An 18,118-nucleotide genomic window follows, 5' to 3' on the forward strand; every position below is an offset into this window, starting at 1 on the left:
TAAGTTATTTAATTTAACTGCAAATAAATTCTAAAGAAAATAATCCTCTCCATTATTTTCTATATAAAAAACATAAGCCAAACAAACAGCAAACTTGGCCACCAACACTTTTTAGCTTTTATAAATATCCATCCGAAAACTAAAGAAAATGCACAAATCCATAGTCCGCTAATTAATCCATGTATAAGGTGACTAATTCCCCAAGTAAGCAACAGCCCGATACCTCCATAAGGGAAGCTTTGGCTCTTAAACCATATTTCTCCTGCTCGCTGCATTAATGCAAGTAGTAGCACTACAAGCATTGATTCTATGACATAATATATGTTTTGAAAAAGCCACACTATGGATCCTATAGAACCATGATATTGAACAAATTTTTGATATTCTTTAAAAAACTGAGGTAGGGAAGAAGAAAATATTAGTGATTCAAATATAGTGAGTGAAATACTTCCTACTGCAGCGATAATAAGAAGATAAACTAAATTATTATTCCACTTTATTGAAATCACTTCTTCAACTACATTTTTCTTTATTAGAAATTTAAATGTTAATAATCCGCCTATTATCCATAGTGCAACTACTATGCTCCAATGAACAACTAATACATACCAAGGATTTTGAAAAAATGTATTAACTTGTAGCTCACTCCCCCATATGAGCCTATCTATAAGTATAACAAACAAATCCATCCCTAATGCCAAAAACACTAATAATCCTAAGGAAAAAAAACTAAAACCAGACATCTTTTTATTTTTAATCATATCTCTATTCTCCTTTCAAGTTCACGCTAGCTTATTATAAAGCCAACCCTGTTAATTGATATTATATTTTAGTTTGACTTGGATTCAGTTTCCCAAACCTTTTTCTAATTGCATAAGTACAAGTTCTTTGAAATCCATGGGCTAACATAGGAATTATTATATTTCCTGCATCTTGATATAGGATACCAACCCATATTGAAAACCAAAATGATGCAATCAGCTCTGGCAATATATTAATAGAAAGCTTCTCTCCTTGGATAATCTCTTGTACAATAATAAACTGTAGCCAGATTATAGCATTTAGCAGTATATTTAATGGCACTAAACTATAACTAACTATATTGACTCCTAAAACAAGAAATAAATTTTGAACTAATAGCCTTTGAGGTATTTCCATTGTTGCACCATCTAAAAAATGTTTTAGCTTAAATGAATAATCAGGTTTAATTTTATGACTATTGTAAGCAATTATAGAAGTAGGAATTATAGAGACTAAAAGTAGTATTATGTTTTTCCAATTAAGTAAATTGTGGGTACTAAATATTGAAATATTGGATTTGCTATATAGCAACATTATTATAAAAACAATAAAACTCAATATTTGAAATAAATACTGACTTATAAAATCCTTTTTAAATCTCTTCTTAATGATTGAAGATGTAAATACTGTAGCACCAAAGATTAAACTAATTACAAGTGACACACCAATATACTTCAATAGTATTTTGAAAATCATATTATTCACTCCTTAAAAGTCTCTATTATACTTATTCACTAAGATTTACTTATAGAATCATTCCTATTTCTCTTTTCTTTTAATAATTCTATAATATAATTTGATTTTTCGTTTACAAAGTCATCCATTTCCTTTGCTGTAAAATATGTATATTCTCTTTCTGGATTACCATCATGTTTAGTATAAAACCCAATAATGTACTTTAATTGCCTCTCTATTGCCCCAGCAGGGTAATAATCAAGGTAATCAGGGAATGATTCTATATTTTTAAAAATCCTATGGAATATGCTGTTAGGATTTTTTCTAAAGTATAGATGATCTAAATCATACCAATCCTTTTTAATAGTCCATATAAAACTTTTATCAGTTTCTAATTTCTGATACTTTTGATCAGTTTTTTTCTTCTCATCTACCAAGTTTCCCCAATGGATATCTGTTAATAAATGGACATAGTAGCCTAATAAAAATGAATATAAGTTATTATCTTTTATTTCTTTATTTAGATATTTGTCGTAAAACTTTTCAGCTTCAGTAATATTATCTTCATTAATCCAATGACTAACTGATTTAGACGGTGAAAATTCACTCCAATCTTCATTAGGTTGTCCACAATCCGGTCCTATATTACCTACAAGAAAAGATTCTTCATCCAAACTGCAATCTACATTAAGTATAGCTTCTGCTATTCTAACATGTGCTCCCCATGTCGCCATAATACTCCTCCCCTTTATGATTAGCTTTCTATCTTTTAAGTTTTAAATAATTTTCCAATCTTTCAATTTAAAAATAACATAATTCTCTTAAATAAATATGGTTGAATCAAAGGATAGGTTAGGCTTTGAGGTAATGTATCAAATAATCTAATTTCACCTATTTCAGAAATCGGTAATTCATCAAGACTTTCTACTTGGGAATAAAATAATTGTCCAAAGGACTCTATGCCATCTCTATTTACTGAATATATACAAACTGGACTAATTTTAAAATCCTTTGCTCCAGTTTCTTCCACTAACTCTCTTGAGGCAGTAAAATTAATATCTTCATTAGTTTCCCTATGTCCACCTGGAATTTCCCAAGTCAATCTCTCCTTATGTCTTACAAATATCCATTTCCCTTCATATCTTGCCATAATAACTGCAAACTTCAACTTGTTATCTTCTATTGTATTTAAGTCATGAAAACACACTGTTAACATAATATGATTTTTCTCCCCTTTAAGCTTGTTATATTCCATTACTTTTCAATTTCTTAACTGAATGTATAAATTTTTAACTAATTTGTTTTATAAATTGACAACTTGTAAAGATACTACCTTTTTACCTTGAGCAACTGTTTGTTTTCCAACCTCCACAAACCCGAATTTCTCATGAAACTTTAAGGATCCATGATTAGGAGGATTAATATCAATTTCAGCAGCTACATAAGGTACTCCAATTAGCTTTGCATGATTAAATACCGACTCATATAAAATATTACCTAGTCCTTTGCCTTGCATTTTCAAAGATACTACGACTCTATCTATATATATATAATGGTCATAATGATTAGAAAACCAGAGATAATTGACACTATCATATTCTTTGCCCTCTTTTAATGTCAAAACAAATGCTTCAACACGACCATCTACTTCCATTACATTAGTTATTTCACATTGAGATATGATGCTTTCAAGTTTATCTTTTGTCAATGATGATAGAAAATGTACCGACTCATCATTTAATTGAAGTACTCTATCATGATCTTTTTTTTCTAACTTTCTTATTGTCATTTCTCTCATTTCTCGGCTCCTTAACTGTATTTTTATTGTCACTTCTAAGTATAAACATCCTTATCCCTTACTTATTCAACTTAGCACCTTCATGAAAATCCTTGTACTTCTCCCTATTTAGTTTGAATGTTAGCCCATCGTATAATTGACCTCTTACAATCCTAAATCCATGCTCTCTATTACACTCTTCAAAACCAATCTTTTTCATTAATCCTAATACTCTCTCATTACCAGACCAAGTTTGAGTATATATATCTCCTATTCCATTTGATAGCAAGTAATCAATAAATAAGTCCCAAGAAGCAGTTGCATAACCCTTCCCTCTGGAAGATAAATCTGGGATATCAATTCCTATAGTACAATATCCATCTTCCTTGGTATATCTGTAATTTCCATCAATATCATAGGCATTAATCCAACCAATATGTTTTCGACTCTCATCATTGATGCATATTTGAAAACTCCAACGAATCCTATTTTCATCCTTCTCTTCTGCCAGCCACTCTAGCCTTTCCTTGCGATATTTATCTGAATCAAATACCTCATTTTCATTATATTCCCAGGGAGCATCCCATAACTGCCATTCCATTTCTACAGTTTCCCAATATATTCTATCGTCTATATCAGATTCTACAAAATCTCTTAATATAACCTTATCATTTTTTATTTCCATTTACTTAAAAACCTCCCAGTACATAATTCAATTAGTTATTATTATTTATTAAATTTCCCCTAATTTTATTTGATAGTTTTTCTAGTTAAAGACAAATATAAAATTCCAACTATGGAAAGTAGTAGGAAAATAATAGTAAAATAAAAAGAAGATTGCCCAGCAGCCAGAAAAATCGATGTTGGTCCATCTGCACCACCTATGATACCTATGGAACTTGCTTCTTCTGTTTTAAAATTAAATTTAAATGCTAAATAGTTAGGCAATAAACAATTAAAACCTATGCTTATAATAGTAAGTAATATTGAAATAACAGTAAATACAGTAATTAATTTTCTTAATCTTTGATTTTTCAATTCTTTTTTTCTCCTTCTAAAAAATAATATCTTTCTATTTCTATCTTTAAAATTCTTTAATACAACTTAGTCTCCCTAAGTCCTTGCTTCCTTTATCAAATATTAATGTCATTACCTGTTTAGATTAATATAGTATCAGATTTGAGTAATTTATCTGTTATTCTTATTTCTTCAATATCTTCTCCCTTATATGAAGTTAAAGGAGATATCTCAACAGTCTTTTCATGAAGCAGACTTGCATTCACGCCACTATCCAGTAACCATTTTTTATGTAAATCTAATACCATCTCTTTAGCAGTGTAAGGGCTATCCTCACCTTCCTTATTTTTTACTGGAGCAAATTCCTCTTCTCTAGCAACCTTTAATGCTGCCATATCTGATATATGAAAGAAAATATCAAATATAAAACTTTCAAATTTATAACCATTAGGTTCCTCTGGATATTCAGTATCACCATTGATATTGGTGTATGGAATTTTTTTGTGAGCTACATGAAAAGGAATTTCATAATTAAAAAACTCCTCAAGGACTTCAAGTTTTAATAGATGATTTATTATATTAGCATTGTCATATATTAAATTTCCATCATCGTCCCTCTTCTGTGACAATTCTATAGGTAATTCCGAATACTCAACTATGGCTGGTCGCCCATCTTGGTAGCAAAGTATTCCTGTCTTTTCATCTGGATATTTTTTTGCTACTACTTTACTCCCTGATGATAATCCTGTTTCTATTGTAAAACCTAAGAAATATGGATCCGCTACTTTTACAAGGGCATTATCTATACCATTTATAAATATCCATTCAATACCTTTCTCCTTCATTTCTGAAAGTATACCTTTATCTTTAAGTGCTAAAAAACAACCACCATTTCCATTAGGTGACATACTAATTTTATCTCTTTCCTGAAGAAGTACTTTACCATTACCATCAATTGAAGGAAGCATATCTTGCTCAAAGAATGTAATATTTTCTTTAGGATAATTGAAATATTTGCTATCTTCAAAAAAACTTACTGTCTCGTGGTGATTAGCATGGTTGGTCATGATATACCAATTAATATACTTACCACATTTCCTCGATATATTTGCTATTTGTTCACATTGTAGCTGAAAAAGAGATTTATGAGATGGCAAGCCAATATCAAAAGTTCCCTTAGGTCCTGAACATCCTAGTCTTGTTCCTTGCCCTCCTGCTAGAAGAACAACTGCAACTTTACCTTCACTCATCTTCTCAATTCCAACATCATATAAGCGTCCTCTATCTTCATTATCTATATCAACCCAATTATATGCTTTGAGAGGTTGTAAATCCTGTTGATTTTTATTTATTTCAGGATTTGTCATTTTCTTATATAAAGAGCTTATTAGTTCAAAATCAATTGACAAGATTTGGTTCAGCAAACTTTCTTTTTCTTCATCTGCAAGCTCATGAAAATATCTTAATAGATGTTCTTGTCCATATTCACATACAATGCTTTCTACTTCTTGTATTTTTTCTTTCATTCCCTATCCCTCCAACCCAGCCTTATATAAAGATACATTATTATTTCTATTTCAAAAATGTATTCTTCTTTACTAGCCTATAATCCTCAATTCATCTGTATATTCACCATTACTATAAGCAAATGCCTCATGATGAATATCACTAAAAAATAAATGAAGATACTTGTCCATATTAGGTGCTAATTTCATAGTTAACAATTGGTCCCTGTTTACCCAAAATACTTTCCCTTCTCTTGTTTCATTTATTAATTCACCGGAGTACTTATCTGTTTTATAAAGAAAGCACATCCATCTTTCATAATTCTCAGTATTAAAGTAATTTACTATGCCTGAATATTGTAAGTCAGTAACATTAAGTCCTGTTTCTTCTTTCACTTCTCGAATAGTAGATTCAATAAAACTTTCTCCATACTCTATATGTCCACCTGGAAATGTTATTCCTCCCCATCCATCCTTTGGCAACTTATCTTGAACTAATACCTGATCACTCTCTTCATTATAGACCATGCACATATTGTATAGTTTATAACTTGGCAAAATATTCACTCCTTCATATTATTAGAATCCAAACAAAAAGAATCGTCCTTCTATTTGGGTTACTTACATTCAACTATCTTTTGATTCCATGAATACTGCCCTACTTGTTACTTCTAGTCCACATTTTTCATATAGTTTTTGCGCATGTATATTATCCGTATAAAGTCTAACCTTAATTGCTTCTGTTTCTCTTTGAACTTCATATGCTTTTTCCATAAGTTTCATAGCAATTCCCTTCCTTCTAAATTCAGGGTCTGTCCACAATTCTTCAACGAAAACTACTCCTTTGCTCCACTTCCCTATCTTAGGTATATATACTAGCATTATCCATCCAACGAATCGACCTTCACAAAGGGCAGCAAAAACATAAAAACCTTGGTGTTCAAGTTCTAAAAATGCATCCTGGAAATTTAAATTTTTATTCTTTTCTTTCTCTTCCTCAGTCCTTTCAAATCCATTCGACCTCCAATATACCATATCATCAAACATATGATAATTACCTTTGGTAACTTGTTCAATGACTATATCTAAACTTTCCATTATTTTATCATCTCCAGAATTTTATTGACTGTACTCCTTACACTTATATTTGTAGTATCTATCTTTAAGGTATCCATATCATCATAAAGTCTTAAATTATTAATGCTATTTTCAATTTGCTCTTCTGTCCTTCCATCTTCTAGCATTCTTTTTCTAAGAAGTTCAGAAGAAGATGTTAAAGATATTTTATAAAGTTGAAATTCCAAATCGTCTAATTCTCTTAGTATTATTTCAAATATCTTTTTATTTCCAATTACCCAATTAAAAATCACATATTTGTAAGAGGAATTATTTAAGTAATTCTTTAGTAAGAAAGTGATATTTCCCTCAACCATCCTCTTGTTTTCTTCATTAACAACAAAAGGGTTCATCATCCAGCACCAGTCACCATCTAACCATACTGAGTTAAAAATTGATTTATAAAGCTCTTTACAGACAGTGGTTTTTCCAACCCCTGCTACCCCATTAATAATAATTAGCTTTTTCATAATACATTTCCTCATTTAATATAATTTTCATCTTTTATTCAATATATAATTAATCACACCCTTCACACTGGAAGAAAAATCTGGAATGTGAATTCTTCTATTTCTTTAAGATTCATGCCTTGATAACCTTTTCTGGTAGTTTATCAAATAGAATACCAAGAGATTCCCTATTATGAATCCTTGAAATAGCCTCTGCAAAAAGAGGTGCAACTGATATAATTTCAATCTTATTGGAATCGTGAATACATGGGTTTACAACTGTATCTGTACTTATAACCTTCTCGATTGGACTATTTTCTATCTTATCTACTCCTTTTGAATTGAGAAGTATATGAGATAAACATGCAAATATTTTCTTAGCACCTCTTTCTTTCAAAAATCCTGCTAATTCTACTAAGGTTCCGCCGCTTATGCTAAAATCATCTACAATTATGGCATTTTTATCTTTAACATTTCCAATTAGTTCCAATACTTTAGCCTTTTCATCATGACCCTTTCTAGTCTTATCTCCTATTACTGTAGAAACACCTAAATGTTGCGAAAACTCTCTAGCTTGTTTTGCATAACCAGCATCAGGAGAAACAATAACATAATCATCCATATCCATATTCCTTATATATTCACATAATACTGGTAATGCAAATAAATGATCCACTGGTTTCTTGAAGAAACCTTGAATCTGAGGACTATGTAAGTCCATTGTAACTATCCTATCTGCTCCAGATAGCTCTATGGATTCTGCACATACCCTTGCCCTTATGGATACTCTGGGCTCATCTTTTTTATCTCCTTTTGCATAGCTGAAATATGGCATTATTGCCGTTACTGAACTGGCACTTGCTCTTTTAAATGCATCCATCCAAAATAAGATTTCTACAAATTCATCATTTGGATTCAGACCTATAGATTGTACAAGATATACATCCTTGCCCCTTACAGTCTCCCCAATCCTAACAAAGGTATTACCTTCTGAGAATGTAATTACCTCAGATTTACCAAGTTCAACTCCTATATAATCACATATCCTCTGAGCAAAACCTTTACTTGAGCTTCCACTAAAGATTTTTATTTCACTACTCATCTTAAATCCTCCTATTTCTTTCTATTCCCCTCAACATTAAAATTTACAATATCTTGAATTAAATCTGCATCTAAATCTCTGTCATTAGGTATTTGAATTGTGCCATTGGAGGTCTTGTAGCTTTGGAGTTTTTCACTAAAGAATTGAACTGCTTCTGCTCCACTATATAGACCAATATGTTTTTTATGTGCTGCAAAATGGATCACATTGCCCTTGAAGTAAAAGGTAGGCATACCCCAGCTAATTTTCTCTGTCAATTCCGATGATGCATCTAAAATGATCTTCCTAAGTTTTATTAGTTTAGGTTGAATTTCTTCTGAACATGTAGCAATATATTCATCAATAGTTTTTATTTTTGTGTTCTCTCCCATGTTTCTCTCCTTTTTTAGGTCATTCTTATAAAATGTTAAGTATGAAATCTATCAGTTAATCTTCATAGTATTTTAATGTTTTTGGAACATGGATTTCTGGATAAACTAACATACCATTGAATTGCCTATTTACTGGTAAATCTATGATATGATGAGGTATCTGAATATCAATAGATAGACTGTTATCTGGCACAGTTTTAAAATCAACAAATACTGTTTTATTTCCATAAGCTTTCATTAGATAGGAAATCAAAGAGCCTGCTCTCAATTTATCATCTGCTTCATAATTAAAAGAGTCTGGTCTGTAAAGATTAGAGCGGATTTCACCCTTATATGTATTACAAAAGAAACTATAAAGGCCATTTGGATCATCCTTATATCGCTCTTTTAATCGCATACCGAGCCATTGAAAGCTATCATCTTTAGTTACATTCCAATGCAGTATCAATTGGGCATGCCATGCACCAGCATTCACTAACAATTTTTCACCTTCCTTTGATTCATCAATTGCTTTAAATACATATTTTTCTATAAAATCTTCACGATCAAAATCATCCCAATTAGCAAGAATCTCTGCTGATTCTATTTGTGCTTCAGTAATATACTTTATTTCTTCTAGCTGTTCTGCATCTATCCCTTTGATTTGTCCCTTTTCTAAGGCTTCTTTTATCTTTAAAGCATCACTATTATAAGAAGTAAATGTATGAGACGGAAGCTGATATAGACTGATCATATGTGCTAGGGCTGTCTGGTACTCTGTCCTCATATGGTTAAGATCAAAACCAACATATGATATTTGTTCTTCTTCTCTCCCTTCTTCTCTCAATCTTTGATTGAAATTAGCCAACTTTTCAATCATTATAAAGTCTACAAATTTTTCATCTGCTTCTAATGTACTTAACTTTCCTTTGATATAGTAGTCGATCATCAATCCACTTGAGCTACTGGTCTCTTGCAAATAATATCTGAATCCATGGTCGTGTAAGCGCTCTAGTAAGCTCCCCATCATTTCTTGATGTTCTTGAACATAATGCATTTCTCGAAAGAACTACTTTATAATCAGAGAGTGTATCTACCAATTCATCTGGAATGCTGTTACTTGTATTATCAAAATCAAACACAATAGCATTTTCTACACAATAGTCAACTATGTCCTGTGGCTTTTTTATTAGCCCATCATTGAACTGAGGCTGGCTACAACTAGTCAATATAAGTAATGTAATACAAATATTTAGAACAATTAAGTTTTTTATTTTCTTTTTCATATTTAATCTCCCTCGCTTATGTTCATTTATGTAGAAACATATTAATTCTCCATTATTACTTATTCTACATATTTCTTCATATTCCTTCTTTTGTTAAAAAATAAATTCGGACAATTAAAATAAAGAGTCCCCTAAACTTATAGTCTAAGGGAAATAAATATATTTCTATATTCTAATTTACCAATATCCTCTATTTCCAATCAATAACTCTCTTACCTAGATATATATCTGGCTTTCCTAATCCGTTTGCATCTGGCATAACACCTATGATTTTATATCCTAATTTGAAATAAAACTCATACGGATGCCCCTTAAAGTTCTTAATATCTCTAATCCTTTCAAATAAATTATCATATATATCTACATTGGATAATGATGTCATATTGTTTTCATCATCACTCCCTACTTGAATTGTAATGCCCCCTCTTTCCCTTACTTGCTCTTCCAAATCTTTAACTAGCAGCTTTCCTATCCCTTTCTTTCTATTCTTCATGTCAACTACTATGGGATGTAACTCCCATACATTCCCGTCATACTGGCTTATTCCACCAATCCATCCTACAAGATTATCATTTTCATCTATAGCAATACGACATATTCTATCTGAACTTAAACATTCCTCAAGCTCTTCCAATGCAGATTCTAGATTAGGCCATGCATCTGGCCAGTCCTTTTTAAAGCCCTCTACTAATAGTTGAGCTGCTTGGAGAATATATTTATCATCTTCTCTTTGCAATGTTTTAATTTTCATTGTTTCCCTCCATTTATCAGCTTGTTCATCCCAGAGTTTTCCATTCCCTTTTTAATAATCCATATACAACACAATTCACATAACCATCACTAAGCAATTCTCCGTCTCTTATAATACCTTCTTTAGTAAATCCAAGTCTTTCAGGTATAGCTCTACTTCTAAGGTTCTCCTCCGCACATCTAATTTCTATCCTATTAAACTTATAATTATTAAATGCAAAATTAATGAGCTCCTTGCAAGCTTTTGTCATTATCCCATTCCCTAGATATCTTTCATTTAACCAATAACCTATACTTATTTCTTTGATAGTCCTATTTATGCTATGAAATCCAATAACCCCAGCTAATTCTCCCTTATACCATATGCCTGCATCAAAGCCATTGTTAGCTGCGTATTTACTTTTAGTACTCTCTATAAATACTCTTGTATCATTTACAGATATGGTATTGTCTACCCAAGGTAAGTACTTTCTCAAATGGTCTCTGCTTGAATCTATTAAATTAAACATTTCTTGCGAGTTCCATATCTCAAGCAACCTTAGTTCAACATCTTCATCTATTATATGTCTAAACATTATCTATCACTCCATTCTGCTCTTAATAAATCCAATGTAATCTTTTACTAACTCTTTATCATTAATTTTTGAAATTGCTTTCCAATTTTTAATAGCAAGTATTACAATTATTCCCTCAGAAATAGTTAGATAGCAATCCTTTAAATCAAATACAAAAAAACCTTTTAATAATATATAATCTAAGCTGCCATTCCAGAAAATCTTATCTATTAAGGAGCATATAGCACCTGAAAAGAAAAAGACTTTTATTATATTAATTATTTTCTCATTTATATTTTTGCTTTCTAAATATTTTAAAACAGAATAAACAAATAATACAACGACTAAAACTAAGACTATATGAAAAGCCTTACTCCAGCCAAATTGAAATATAGAATTAATCCATGAATAATTATCATTTAGTACAGGCATAAAATACAATATGTTCTCTAGTATTGGAATTCTTACTCCATAGTAATTCTTTACTATGATCTTTATTCCTTGCTCTAGGGCTATTAATATTAAAATAATGACTGGGATAATTTTATTTCTTGATTTTATTAGTATCACTCCAATATTATTATTCTAGGTGGCAAGTATTTCCTTCATAAAAAAACTTAACTGATACTTCTCTGTAAAACCCACTTTTTTATACAAATTAATTGCTTTTTCATTTTGTGCATTCACACAAAGTGTAATGGAATCAATAGAATTAAATGAAAACAACCATTTTAATCCCATAGTTAATAAAATCTTACCTACACCTTTACCTCGTTGCACTTCATTTACTGCAAAAAATTCAATATTCCCTTCACCAAACTCTGGCTCTGCTTCAACATAAATATAAGCGATTAGTTTATCAGCCTCTTTACAAACGAATACTTTTCTATGATTGTTTAATCTTGATATTATCTCTTCTCCACTGTAATAGGTATTTGGAAAAGATTTATCATGCAATTTCTTCATGGCTTCATAATCTTTAACATCCAATTCCAATAGGTTTACTTCATCTAAACTGTCTATATTCTCTCTATAAAATTTTAATATGCTTTCTTCGCTTTTCTTACTGAAGTCAAGGATATCTGCTAATTTTAGACAGTTTGAATTCTTATTGTTAATGAACATACTAATTGATTCTATCTTCTCTGGAAGTATTTCCATCATCTTTTCCCACATATCAGCTGCAATACTCCAGTTTTCTTTTTTTATAAAAGGTCCCCATATTTCAGCACTATTTCTTTCCATATCTGCATCAAATCCTAGTACCCCAATCACTTCATCATCTTCTCTAGCAATTATAAAACTTTTATCAAATTCTATATCTGTTATATCCTCTATTAATGAATTTGCTATTTCTTCACTATTCACGCCACAATATGCAATATGGCTCTCTTCTATTATATTTAAATCAGCTATGAAGTTACTGATTTTGTTTATCTCTTCCTTTTTAGCTAATGCGTATTTTACCATAGTCATTTCTCCTAACTTTTAGCATTGAACTCCTCCAAGAGTATTGAATACATTCTCAAATCTTTAAATCTTCCATTTTTAACTACATCCTGCCTACGGGTTCCTTCGTACTTCATGCCCATTTTTTCCATTACTCTCCACGATCCCTTGTTGGATTCAAAGGCCAAGGCATATATTCTATTTAAGTTCAATTCTTTAAATCCAAACTCAACTATAGCCTGAGAAGCATCTGTGCAATATCCTTTACCCCAATAAGGGACTCCAATCCAATATCCTAATTCAGCCTTTTTATGAACTTTATTTATGCCCATAAGGCTTATTGCTCCAATTAACTCTCCAGTTTCATTTTCAACTATTGCATAAGTAATACTTGTCTCATTAATCAAATTATCCTTGTGGGTATTTATCCATGATTCAGCCATACCATCTTCATATGGATGTGGTATATTTAGTGTTGTTTCTGCTATTTTTGAATCACCAGCCAATTTTTGCACTATTTTTGAATCTGATAACTCAAATGGTCTTAATATTAACCTTTTAGTTTTTATTATTGTTTGTATTTCCATTATCTCTCCCCCTATTATAAATCTCTCTTATCTCATCCCAATCCCAATGTACCATTCTTACTCTAAAAACATTATACATCTTTTTCAGTGACTCATCATCTGTTCCTAACCATTGAAATGCATCATGCTCATCTGATAATCTTACTTCACCTTCTTCTAATTTACATAAGTAAATGATTCCTGTTATTTGATGATTCTCCTCAACTAAATTCCATGTATCTAATAATTTTATAGGCTTGACAGCTAGTCCTGTTTCTTCTAATATTTCTCTCTTTAAGGTTTCTTCTGCTGTTTCACCAAATTCCATTCGACCACCAGGCAATTCCCATAAATCCTCTTTTACGCCATTATTATGCATTACTAAAAACTTGTCATTATTAAAAATTAACGCCTTAATTCCCATTTCCATTCTCTTATTATTCACTTACCTCAACCCCTTTACATTAAATCCTTCAATGAATACACCATATTCCCTTTTCTATCTACAGTACTGCTAGAGCATATCATTGAGTTTATTATGGCTTCTTCAGTTGCTTCAACAGTTGCTTTGAAAACTCTGTTTATCTTATTTTCATTAATTATCTTAATATCGACAATGTCATTTTCCTCATAATGTTTGATTATGTTGGCTGTTGAAAATCCTATGACTACTTCACCACTTCCATTACCTGTGTAGCTTCCAGTTCTAGAGATTCCAGGATAGACCCTTTTTATTACTCTCTTTAATTGCCTAGATGATAAGGGAATATCTGTAGCTAATATTATGATTATAGAACCCTTATCCTCTGTTGAATTCATTTTATCTATCTTATCAGCTAATCTAGGTCCTATATGATCTCCGTTTAAAGCAAAGTCCTTCAATGTACCAAAATTACTTAAAGCCAGTACACCTATTGTATATGAATTGCCTCCAAGCTGGACAATTCTAGAGGATGATCCTATTCCACCTTTTAAGTCATAGCATATCATGCCTCTACCAGCTCCAACATCTCCTTCAGCAAATTCAGTACTAGATCTTTCTATGGCTTCATAAACATGTTCTTCCTTTATATGAAGTCCTCTAATATCACTTATTACCCCATCATTACATTCGCATATAATAGGATTTACAGTGCCAGTGGTGTCCCCAATATCCTCGTTATCCTTTAACATATATCTTACCAGTGCTTCATGGGCTGTACCAACACTAAGGGTATTAGTAAGTATAATAGGTGTTTCTATAGTGCCTAGTTCTTCAATCTGAATAAGTCCTGTAGACTTACCAAATCCATTTATTACATGACATGCAGCGACTAACTTATCCTTAAATATATTGCCAGTATGGGGTAATATTGCAGTTACTCCAGTCTTTATAGCTCCTTCATCCAAAGTCACATGTCCTACCTTTACTCCCTTTACATCAGTAATTGAGTTAGTATTTCCAATTGCAAAAGTACCTATATTAATTCCATAATCTCTAATTTTTCTATTTCCCACCGTACTCCCCCTTAATTATCCATTCTACAAAGTAAATTGTCTTATAATATCATAACCATAGCATCAAATGCAATACATTTTCCAAAATCTTATAGCATTTAAACTATACCTACTGGAGCCATATATACAGCAAATTTATCTTCTTCATGATAAATTTGTATATATTTATATTCTATACTTTTTTGCAAATTCCTTCTTATTGATAGTGTTTTTCTAATTCAGATGAAAAACCTACTGTATTTAGATAAGATAGGGACATGGTTTTTTATTCCATGTCCCTGTTTTTTACTTCATTAACTTAACTAAGTTATTAAACATTTCTTTGTTTTCTTTTATCTTGTTCTCATTACCTAGAACACAAAGGTAATTTTCTTTCATAGTATCAGCTAACAATGGAGCCAGTGACTTGATGTTTTGAAGATTTGTCGATAAAACTTCATCTCTTGTTTTTTGAATATTTTCTTGTTTTGCATTTGATATATATCTAGTAGTTTCTAATTGTCCCTTCATATGAGGAGTCATAGCTGGTTCTAGTCTACTTATGGTTCCAATGATGTATTGTGTTAATTCGGATTCGTCTATATTCAAGCTAGAAACATACTCTGGCATATTATCATATACAGATACTGTTTCAACAAGATTAGGATCACGATAGGAAAAAGTAGTTAGATGTCCATTTTTCTCAAAGGAAATACCTACACCATAGGCTCCACCCTGTGCTCTAACTCTATTATGCAAATAGTCTCCATTTAATATAGTTGCTAAAACCCTCATGCTACCATTGTAAGTGTATCCTAGCTTAGTGAAGTTATATCCTTTTGCTACATATTGTACATTGGCTGATGAAAGTACTCCCTCATTTAATCTTTCCACAGTAAAACTATATTGCTGTGAGGTAAACGCTTCTTTATTTAACTTGCTAGTGACACCTTCAAAATTATCTTTAACAATAGATAAGTCTTCTTCATCTCCTGTAAAACTTATAATTAGATTGTTTTTGTTAAATATAGTATTATAAACTTCATTTAGCTTAGATATTATTTCTTCCTTTTTATTATCAAAGTTCTCTATTGCATCAGATATAAACCAAAAGTAGTCTAATCCACTTAATTTCTCAGTATATTTCCAAGGTGATGAAAAATATGAACCTACTCTTGCAGCTGCTACTGCATTACCCCTTTGGAATATCCACATTTCTATTCTAGATTTAATCTTTTGAAGTAATTCTTTAATTCTCTTTTCATCTTCTATTTTTGTATCTTTTATTAATTCTGAAATCAATTCCATTAATTTAGGGATATTTTCTCCTATTGCCTTTCCTTTAACTACTAGTCTAGGGTTAAACTTTTCACTTTCTCCATCCGCTACTATTACTTTAGTATCAAATTCTATTCCACCAGTATTTACATATATGTCATTAGATAGCTCTAAATAGGATTTTTCCTTGGTATCCATTTCTCCTAATAGTCCTGCTAATAGGTTTATATATGGAATATTTTCTTCCTGGATCATAGAAGTATCAAAATAGAAATCCAAATATGCAATCTTGCTAGTAAATATATTGTGGAAAAGTAGAGTTATATCATTTTCCTTTATTACTTCTTGAGGAATAGCCTCAGCCTTAGAATTTACATCTGATACTGCTAACTTAGGCACTGTAGCTTTTGCCTCTTCAGTATCATCAGATAATTGCATTTCTTTAAGTTTATTATTTTCTATAACTAAAGCTTCTATTTGCTCATCACTAAGGGATTTTTTATACTCAACTAATCTCTCTTCTAATACCTTTTCCTTTTCTTCTCCAAGACCTTTTTTCGGCTCTATAATCACAAGTGAGCTATGGGAATTATTGATAATATTGTCTTTAATATATTCTTCAAAATAAGCAGTATTTATATTATCTCTAAGTTTCTTTAAGGTATCTCCATACTTAAGATGACTTATTGGGCTACCATCATAAAGCCAACTATTCATGGACGCTATATAATAAATAATACCTTTTGTTGGGAACTTAGATGCTTCTCTTAAATCATACTCAACTATATTGATACAAGCTTCTATTAATTTTTTATCCAATCCTTCATTTACTAATTTATTTAGGGTATCAAATATTAGCTTTTCAAATTCTTCCTTTTTATCTATGGAAGTATTTTTTGCAACTATCCCAAAGCCTGGCTGCAAGCCTCCTACATTAATTGAAAATATATCTTCACCAATCCCTGCATCTATTAATGCCTTCTTAAGTGGTGCAGCTGAAGACTCTATCAATATTTGTGCTATTACATCATTCATTAGATAATTTTCTAATTCTTTACCATCTTTTAATACAAAATTAAGACTTAAATATACCTTATTCTCATCACTATCATCCATTCCTATTGGATAATAATCTTTTACTTCTCTTCTTTGTGTAAATGCTTTTTGCCTCTCTATTTGAGAATCAATATTGGCCTTTTCAAAATTTATTAGATAATTTTCATTTATATATGAAAGTTGTTTATCTATATCTCCATTACCATATAAGTATATATAGCTATTGGAAGGATGATAAAATTTTCTATGGAAATCTAGGAATTCCTCAATGCTAAGTTCAGGAATTACATCTGGATCTCCACCTGCAGAATATTGGTAACAAGTGTCAGGATATAGAGATTTTCCTATATTCTCTGCTAATATCTCTTCAGGAGATGAATATGCTCCTTTCATCTCGTTGTAAACAACGCCTTTATAAGTTATCTTATCTTCTTTGTTGAAAATCTCATGATGCCAGCCTTCCTGCATGAAAATCTCAGGTCTTTCATAAATCTTAGGATAAAAAACTGCATCAAGGTAAACATCCATTAGATTAAAGAAATCCTTTTCATTTCTACTAGCTACAGGATATATGGTCTTATCGCTAAAAGTCATAGCGTTGATAAATGTTTGTAATGATCCCTTTACCATATCCATGAATGGTTCCTTTGTAGTATACTTTCTAGAGCCTGCAAGTACACAGTGCTCTATGATATGTGGCACTCCTGTGCTATTTGATGGTGGTGTTCTAAATCCTATAGAAAACACCTTGTTATCATCATCATTTTCCAAATGAAGTAACCTAGCCCCAGACTTTTCATGTTGAAAGATTCTTGCTACTGACTGTAATTCATCAATCATATTTTCTTCTACTAATTTAAACCCATGATAAACTTTGTTAATCTCAAACATTGGTTTTTCCTCCTTTTATA

General features: G+C 31.1%; 23 protein-coding genes. All 23 read right to left on the reverse strand.

Going from position 1 to position 18,118, the window contains the following annotated elements; all coding sequences use genetic code 11:
* Positions 1–59: 59 nt before the first annotated feature.
* Positions 60–761, reverse strand: coding sequence for a hypothetical protein (locus tag RIN63_RS09010; RefSeq protein ID WP_310444390.1), 702 nt, complete (start codon positions 759–761; stop codon positions 60–62).
* Between the two features lie 61 nt (positions 762–822).
* Complete coding sequence (locus tag RIN63_RS09015; RefSeq protein WP_310444391.1) at positions 823–1,497, reverse strand: hypothetical protein; 675 nt, start codon at positions 1,495–1,497, stop codon at positions 823–825.
* 38 nt (positions 1,498–1,535) lie between these two features.
* Positions 1,536–2,210, reverse strand: coding sequence for a zinc dependent phospholipase C family protein (locus RIN63_RS09020; protein WP_310444392.1), 675 nt, complete (start codon positions 2,208–2,210; stop codon positions 1,536–1,538).
* Positions 2,211–2,272: 62 nt separating this feature from the next.
* Positions 2,273–2,692, reverse strand: coding sequence for an NUDIX domain-containing protein (locus tag RIN63_RS09025; protein WP_310444393.1), 420 nt, complete (start codon positions 2,690–2,692; stop codon positions 2,273–2,275).
* Positions 2,693–2,779: 87 nt separating this feature from the next.
* Positions 2,780–3,274 carry a GNAT family N-acetyltransferase gene (locus tag RIN63_RS09030; protein WP_310444394.1) on the reverse strand — a complete coding sequence of 165 codons (495 nt, stop codon included), beginning with the start codon at positions 3,272–3,274 and terminating at the stop codon, positions 2,780–2,782.
* Between the two features lie 58 nt (positions 3,275–3,332).
* Positions 3,333–3,938: a GNAT family protein gene (locus RIN63_RS09035; protein ID WP_310444395.1), complete on the reverse strand. Its 606-nt coding sequence runs from the start codon at positions 3,936–3,938 to the stop codon at positions 3,333–3,335.
* Between the two features lie 65 nt (positions 3,939–4,003).
* Entirely contained in the window at positions 4,004–4,291 is a 288-nt protein-coding gene (locus RIN63_RS09040; protein ID WP_310444396.1) for a sodium ion-translocating decarboxylase subunit beta, read from the reverse strand.
* 119 nt (positions 4,292–4,410) lie between these two features.
* Complete coding sequence (locus RIN63_RS09045) at positions 4,411–5,796, reverse strand: UDPGP type 1 family protein (RefSeq protein ID WP_310444397.1); 1,386 nt, start codon at positions 5,794–5,796, stop codon at positions 4,411–4,413.
* 72 nt (positions 5,797–5,868) lie between these two features.
* Positions 5,869–6,333, reverse strand: a complete 465-nt coding sequence (locus tag RIN63_RS09050) for an 8-oxo-dGTP diphosphatase (protein ID WP_310444398.1) — start codon at positions 6,331–6,333, stop codon at positions 5,869–5,871.
* A gap of 69 nt (positions 6,334–6,402) precedes the next feature.
* Positions 6,403–6,873 carry a GNAT family N-acetyltransferase gene (locus tag RIN63_RS09055; RefSeq protein WP_310444399.1) on the reverse strand — a complete coding sequence of 157 codons (471 nt, stop codon included), beginning with the start codon at positions 6,871–6,873 and terminating at the stop codon, positions 6,403–6,405.
* The gene (locus RIN63_RS09060) at positions 6,873–7,361 is read right to left on the reverse strand and encodes an AAA family ATPase (RefSeq protein ID WP_310444400.1); all 489 of its coding nucleotides are present in this window, start codon (positions 7,359–7,361) and stop codon (positions 6,873–6,875) included. Before RIN63_RS09060 ends, RIN63_RS09055 begins: the two co-directional genes overlap by 1 nt.
* 112 nt (positions 7,362–7,473) lie before the next feature.
* Positions 7,474–8,442: a ribose-phosphate diphosphokinase gene (locus RIN63_RS09065; protein WP_310444401.1), complete on the reverse strand. Its 969-nt coding sequence runs from the start codon at positions 8,440–8,442 to the stop codon at positions 7,474–7,476.
* Positions 8,443–8,453: 11 nt separating this feature from the next.
* On the reverse strand, positions 8,454–8,813 hold the full coding sequence (locus RIN63_RS09070) for a DUF1801 domain-containing protein (protein ID WP_310444402.1): 360 nt from the start codon (positions 8,811–8,813) through the stop codon (positions 8,454–8,456).
* 55 nt (positions 8,814–8,868) lie between these two features.
* Complete coding sequence (locus RIN63_RS09075) at positions 8,869–9,771, reverse strand: hypothetical protein (protein WP_310444403.1); 903 nt, start codon at positions 9,769–9,771, stop codon at positions 8,869–8,871.
* Positions 9,755–10,078 carry a hypothetical protein gene (locus RIN63_RS09080; RefSeq protein ID WP_310444404.1) on the reverse strand — a complete coding sequence of 108 codons (324 nt, stop codon included), beginning with the start codon at positions 10,076–10,078 and terminating at the stop codon, positions 9,755–9,757. The genes RIN63_RS09075 and RIN63_RS09080 overlap by 17 nt, the downstream gene beginning before the upstream one ends.
* Before the next feature lie 190 nt (positions 10,079–10,268).
* Positions 10,269–10,829, reverse strand: coding sequence for a GNAT family N-acetyltransferase (locus RIN63_RS09085; protein WP_310444405.1), 561 nt, complete (start codon positions 10,827–10,829; stop codon positions 10,269–10,271).
* Positions 10,830–10,854: 25 nt separating this feature from the next.
* On the reverse strand, positions 10,855–11,403 hold the full coding sequence (locus RIN63_RS09090; RefSeq protein WP_310444406.1) for a GNAT family protein: 549 nt from the start codon (positions 11,401–11,403) through the stop codon (positions 10,855–10,857).
* Positions 11,404–11,409: 6 nt separating this feature from the next.
* A complete protein-coding gene (locus RIN63_RS09095) occupies positions 11,410–11,952 on the reverse strand; it encodes a signal peptidase II (RefSeq protein WP_310444407.1) in 543 nt (180 codons plus the stop codon).
* A 15-nt stretch (positions 11,953–11,967) separates the two neighbouring features.
* Entirely contained in the window at positions 11,968–12,852 is an 885-nt protein-coding gene (locus RIN63_RS09100; protein WP_310444408.1) for a GNAT family N-acetyltransferase, read from the reverse strand.
* Positions 12,853–12,863: 11 nt separating this feature from the next.
* Positions 12,864–13,418 (reverse strand): GNAT family N-acetyltransferase, encoded by a 555-nt coding sequence (locus tag RIN63_RS09105; protein ID WP_310444409.1) that lies wholly within the window; start codon positions 13,416–13,418, stop codon positions 12,864–12,866.
* Positions 13,390–13,842 (reverse strand): NUDIX domain-containing protein, encoded by a 453-nt coding sequence (locus tag RIN63_RS09110; protein ID WP_310444410.1) that lies wholly within the window; start codon positions 13,840–13,842, stop codon positions 13,390–13,392. Before RIN63_RS09110 ends, RIN63_RS09105 begins: the two co-directional genes overlap by 29 nt.
* Before the next feature lie 14 nt (positions 13,843–13,856).
* Positions 13,857–14,894 carry a P1 family peptidase gene (locus RIN63_RS09115; RefSeq protein WP_310444411.1) on the reverse strand — a complete coding sequence of 346 codons (1,038 nt, stop codon included), beginning with the start codon at positions 14,892–14,894 and terminating at the stop codon, positions 13,857–13,859.
* Positions 14,895–15,179: 285 nt separating this feature from the next.
* Positions 15,180–18,098: an insulinase family protein gene (locus RIN63_RS09120; RefSeq protein WP_310444412.1), complete on the reverse strand. Its 2,919-nt coding sequence runs from the start codon at positions 18,096–18,098 to the stop codon at positions 15,180–15,182.
* Positions 18,099–18,118 lie beyond the last annotated feature (20 nt).

It is taken from the genome of Tissierella sp. (genome assembly GCF_031460495.1).
GTDB lineage: Bacteria > Bacillota > Clostridia > Tissierellales > Tissierellaceae > JAVKTS01.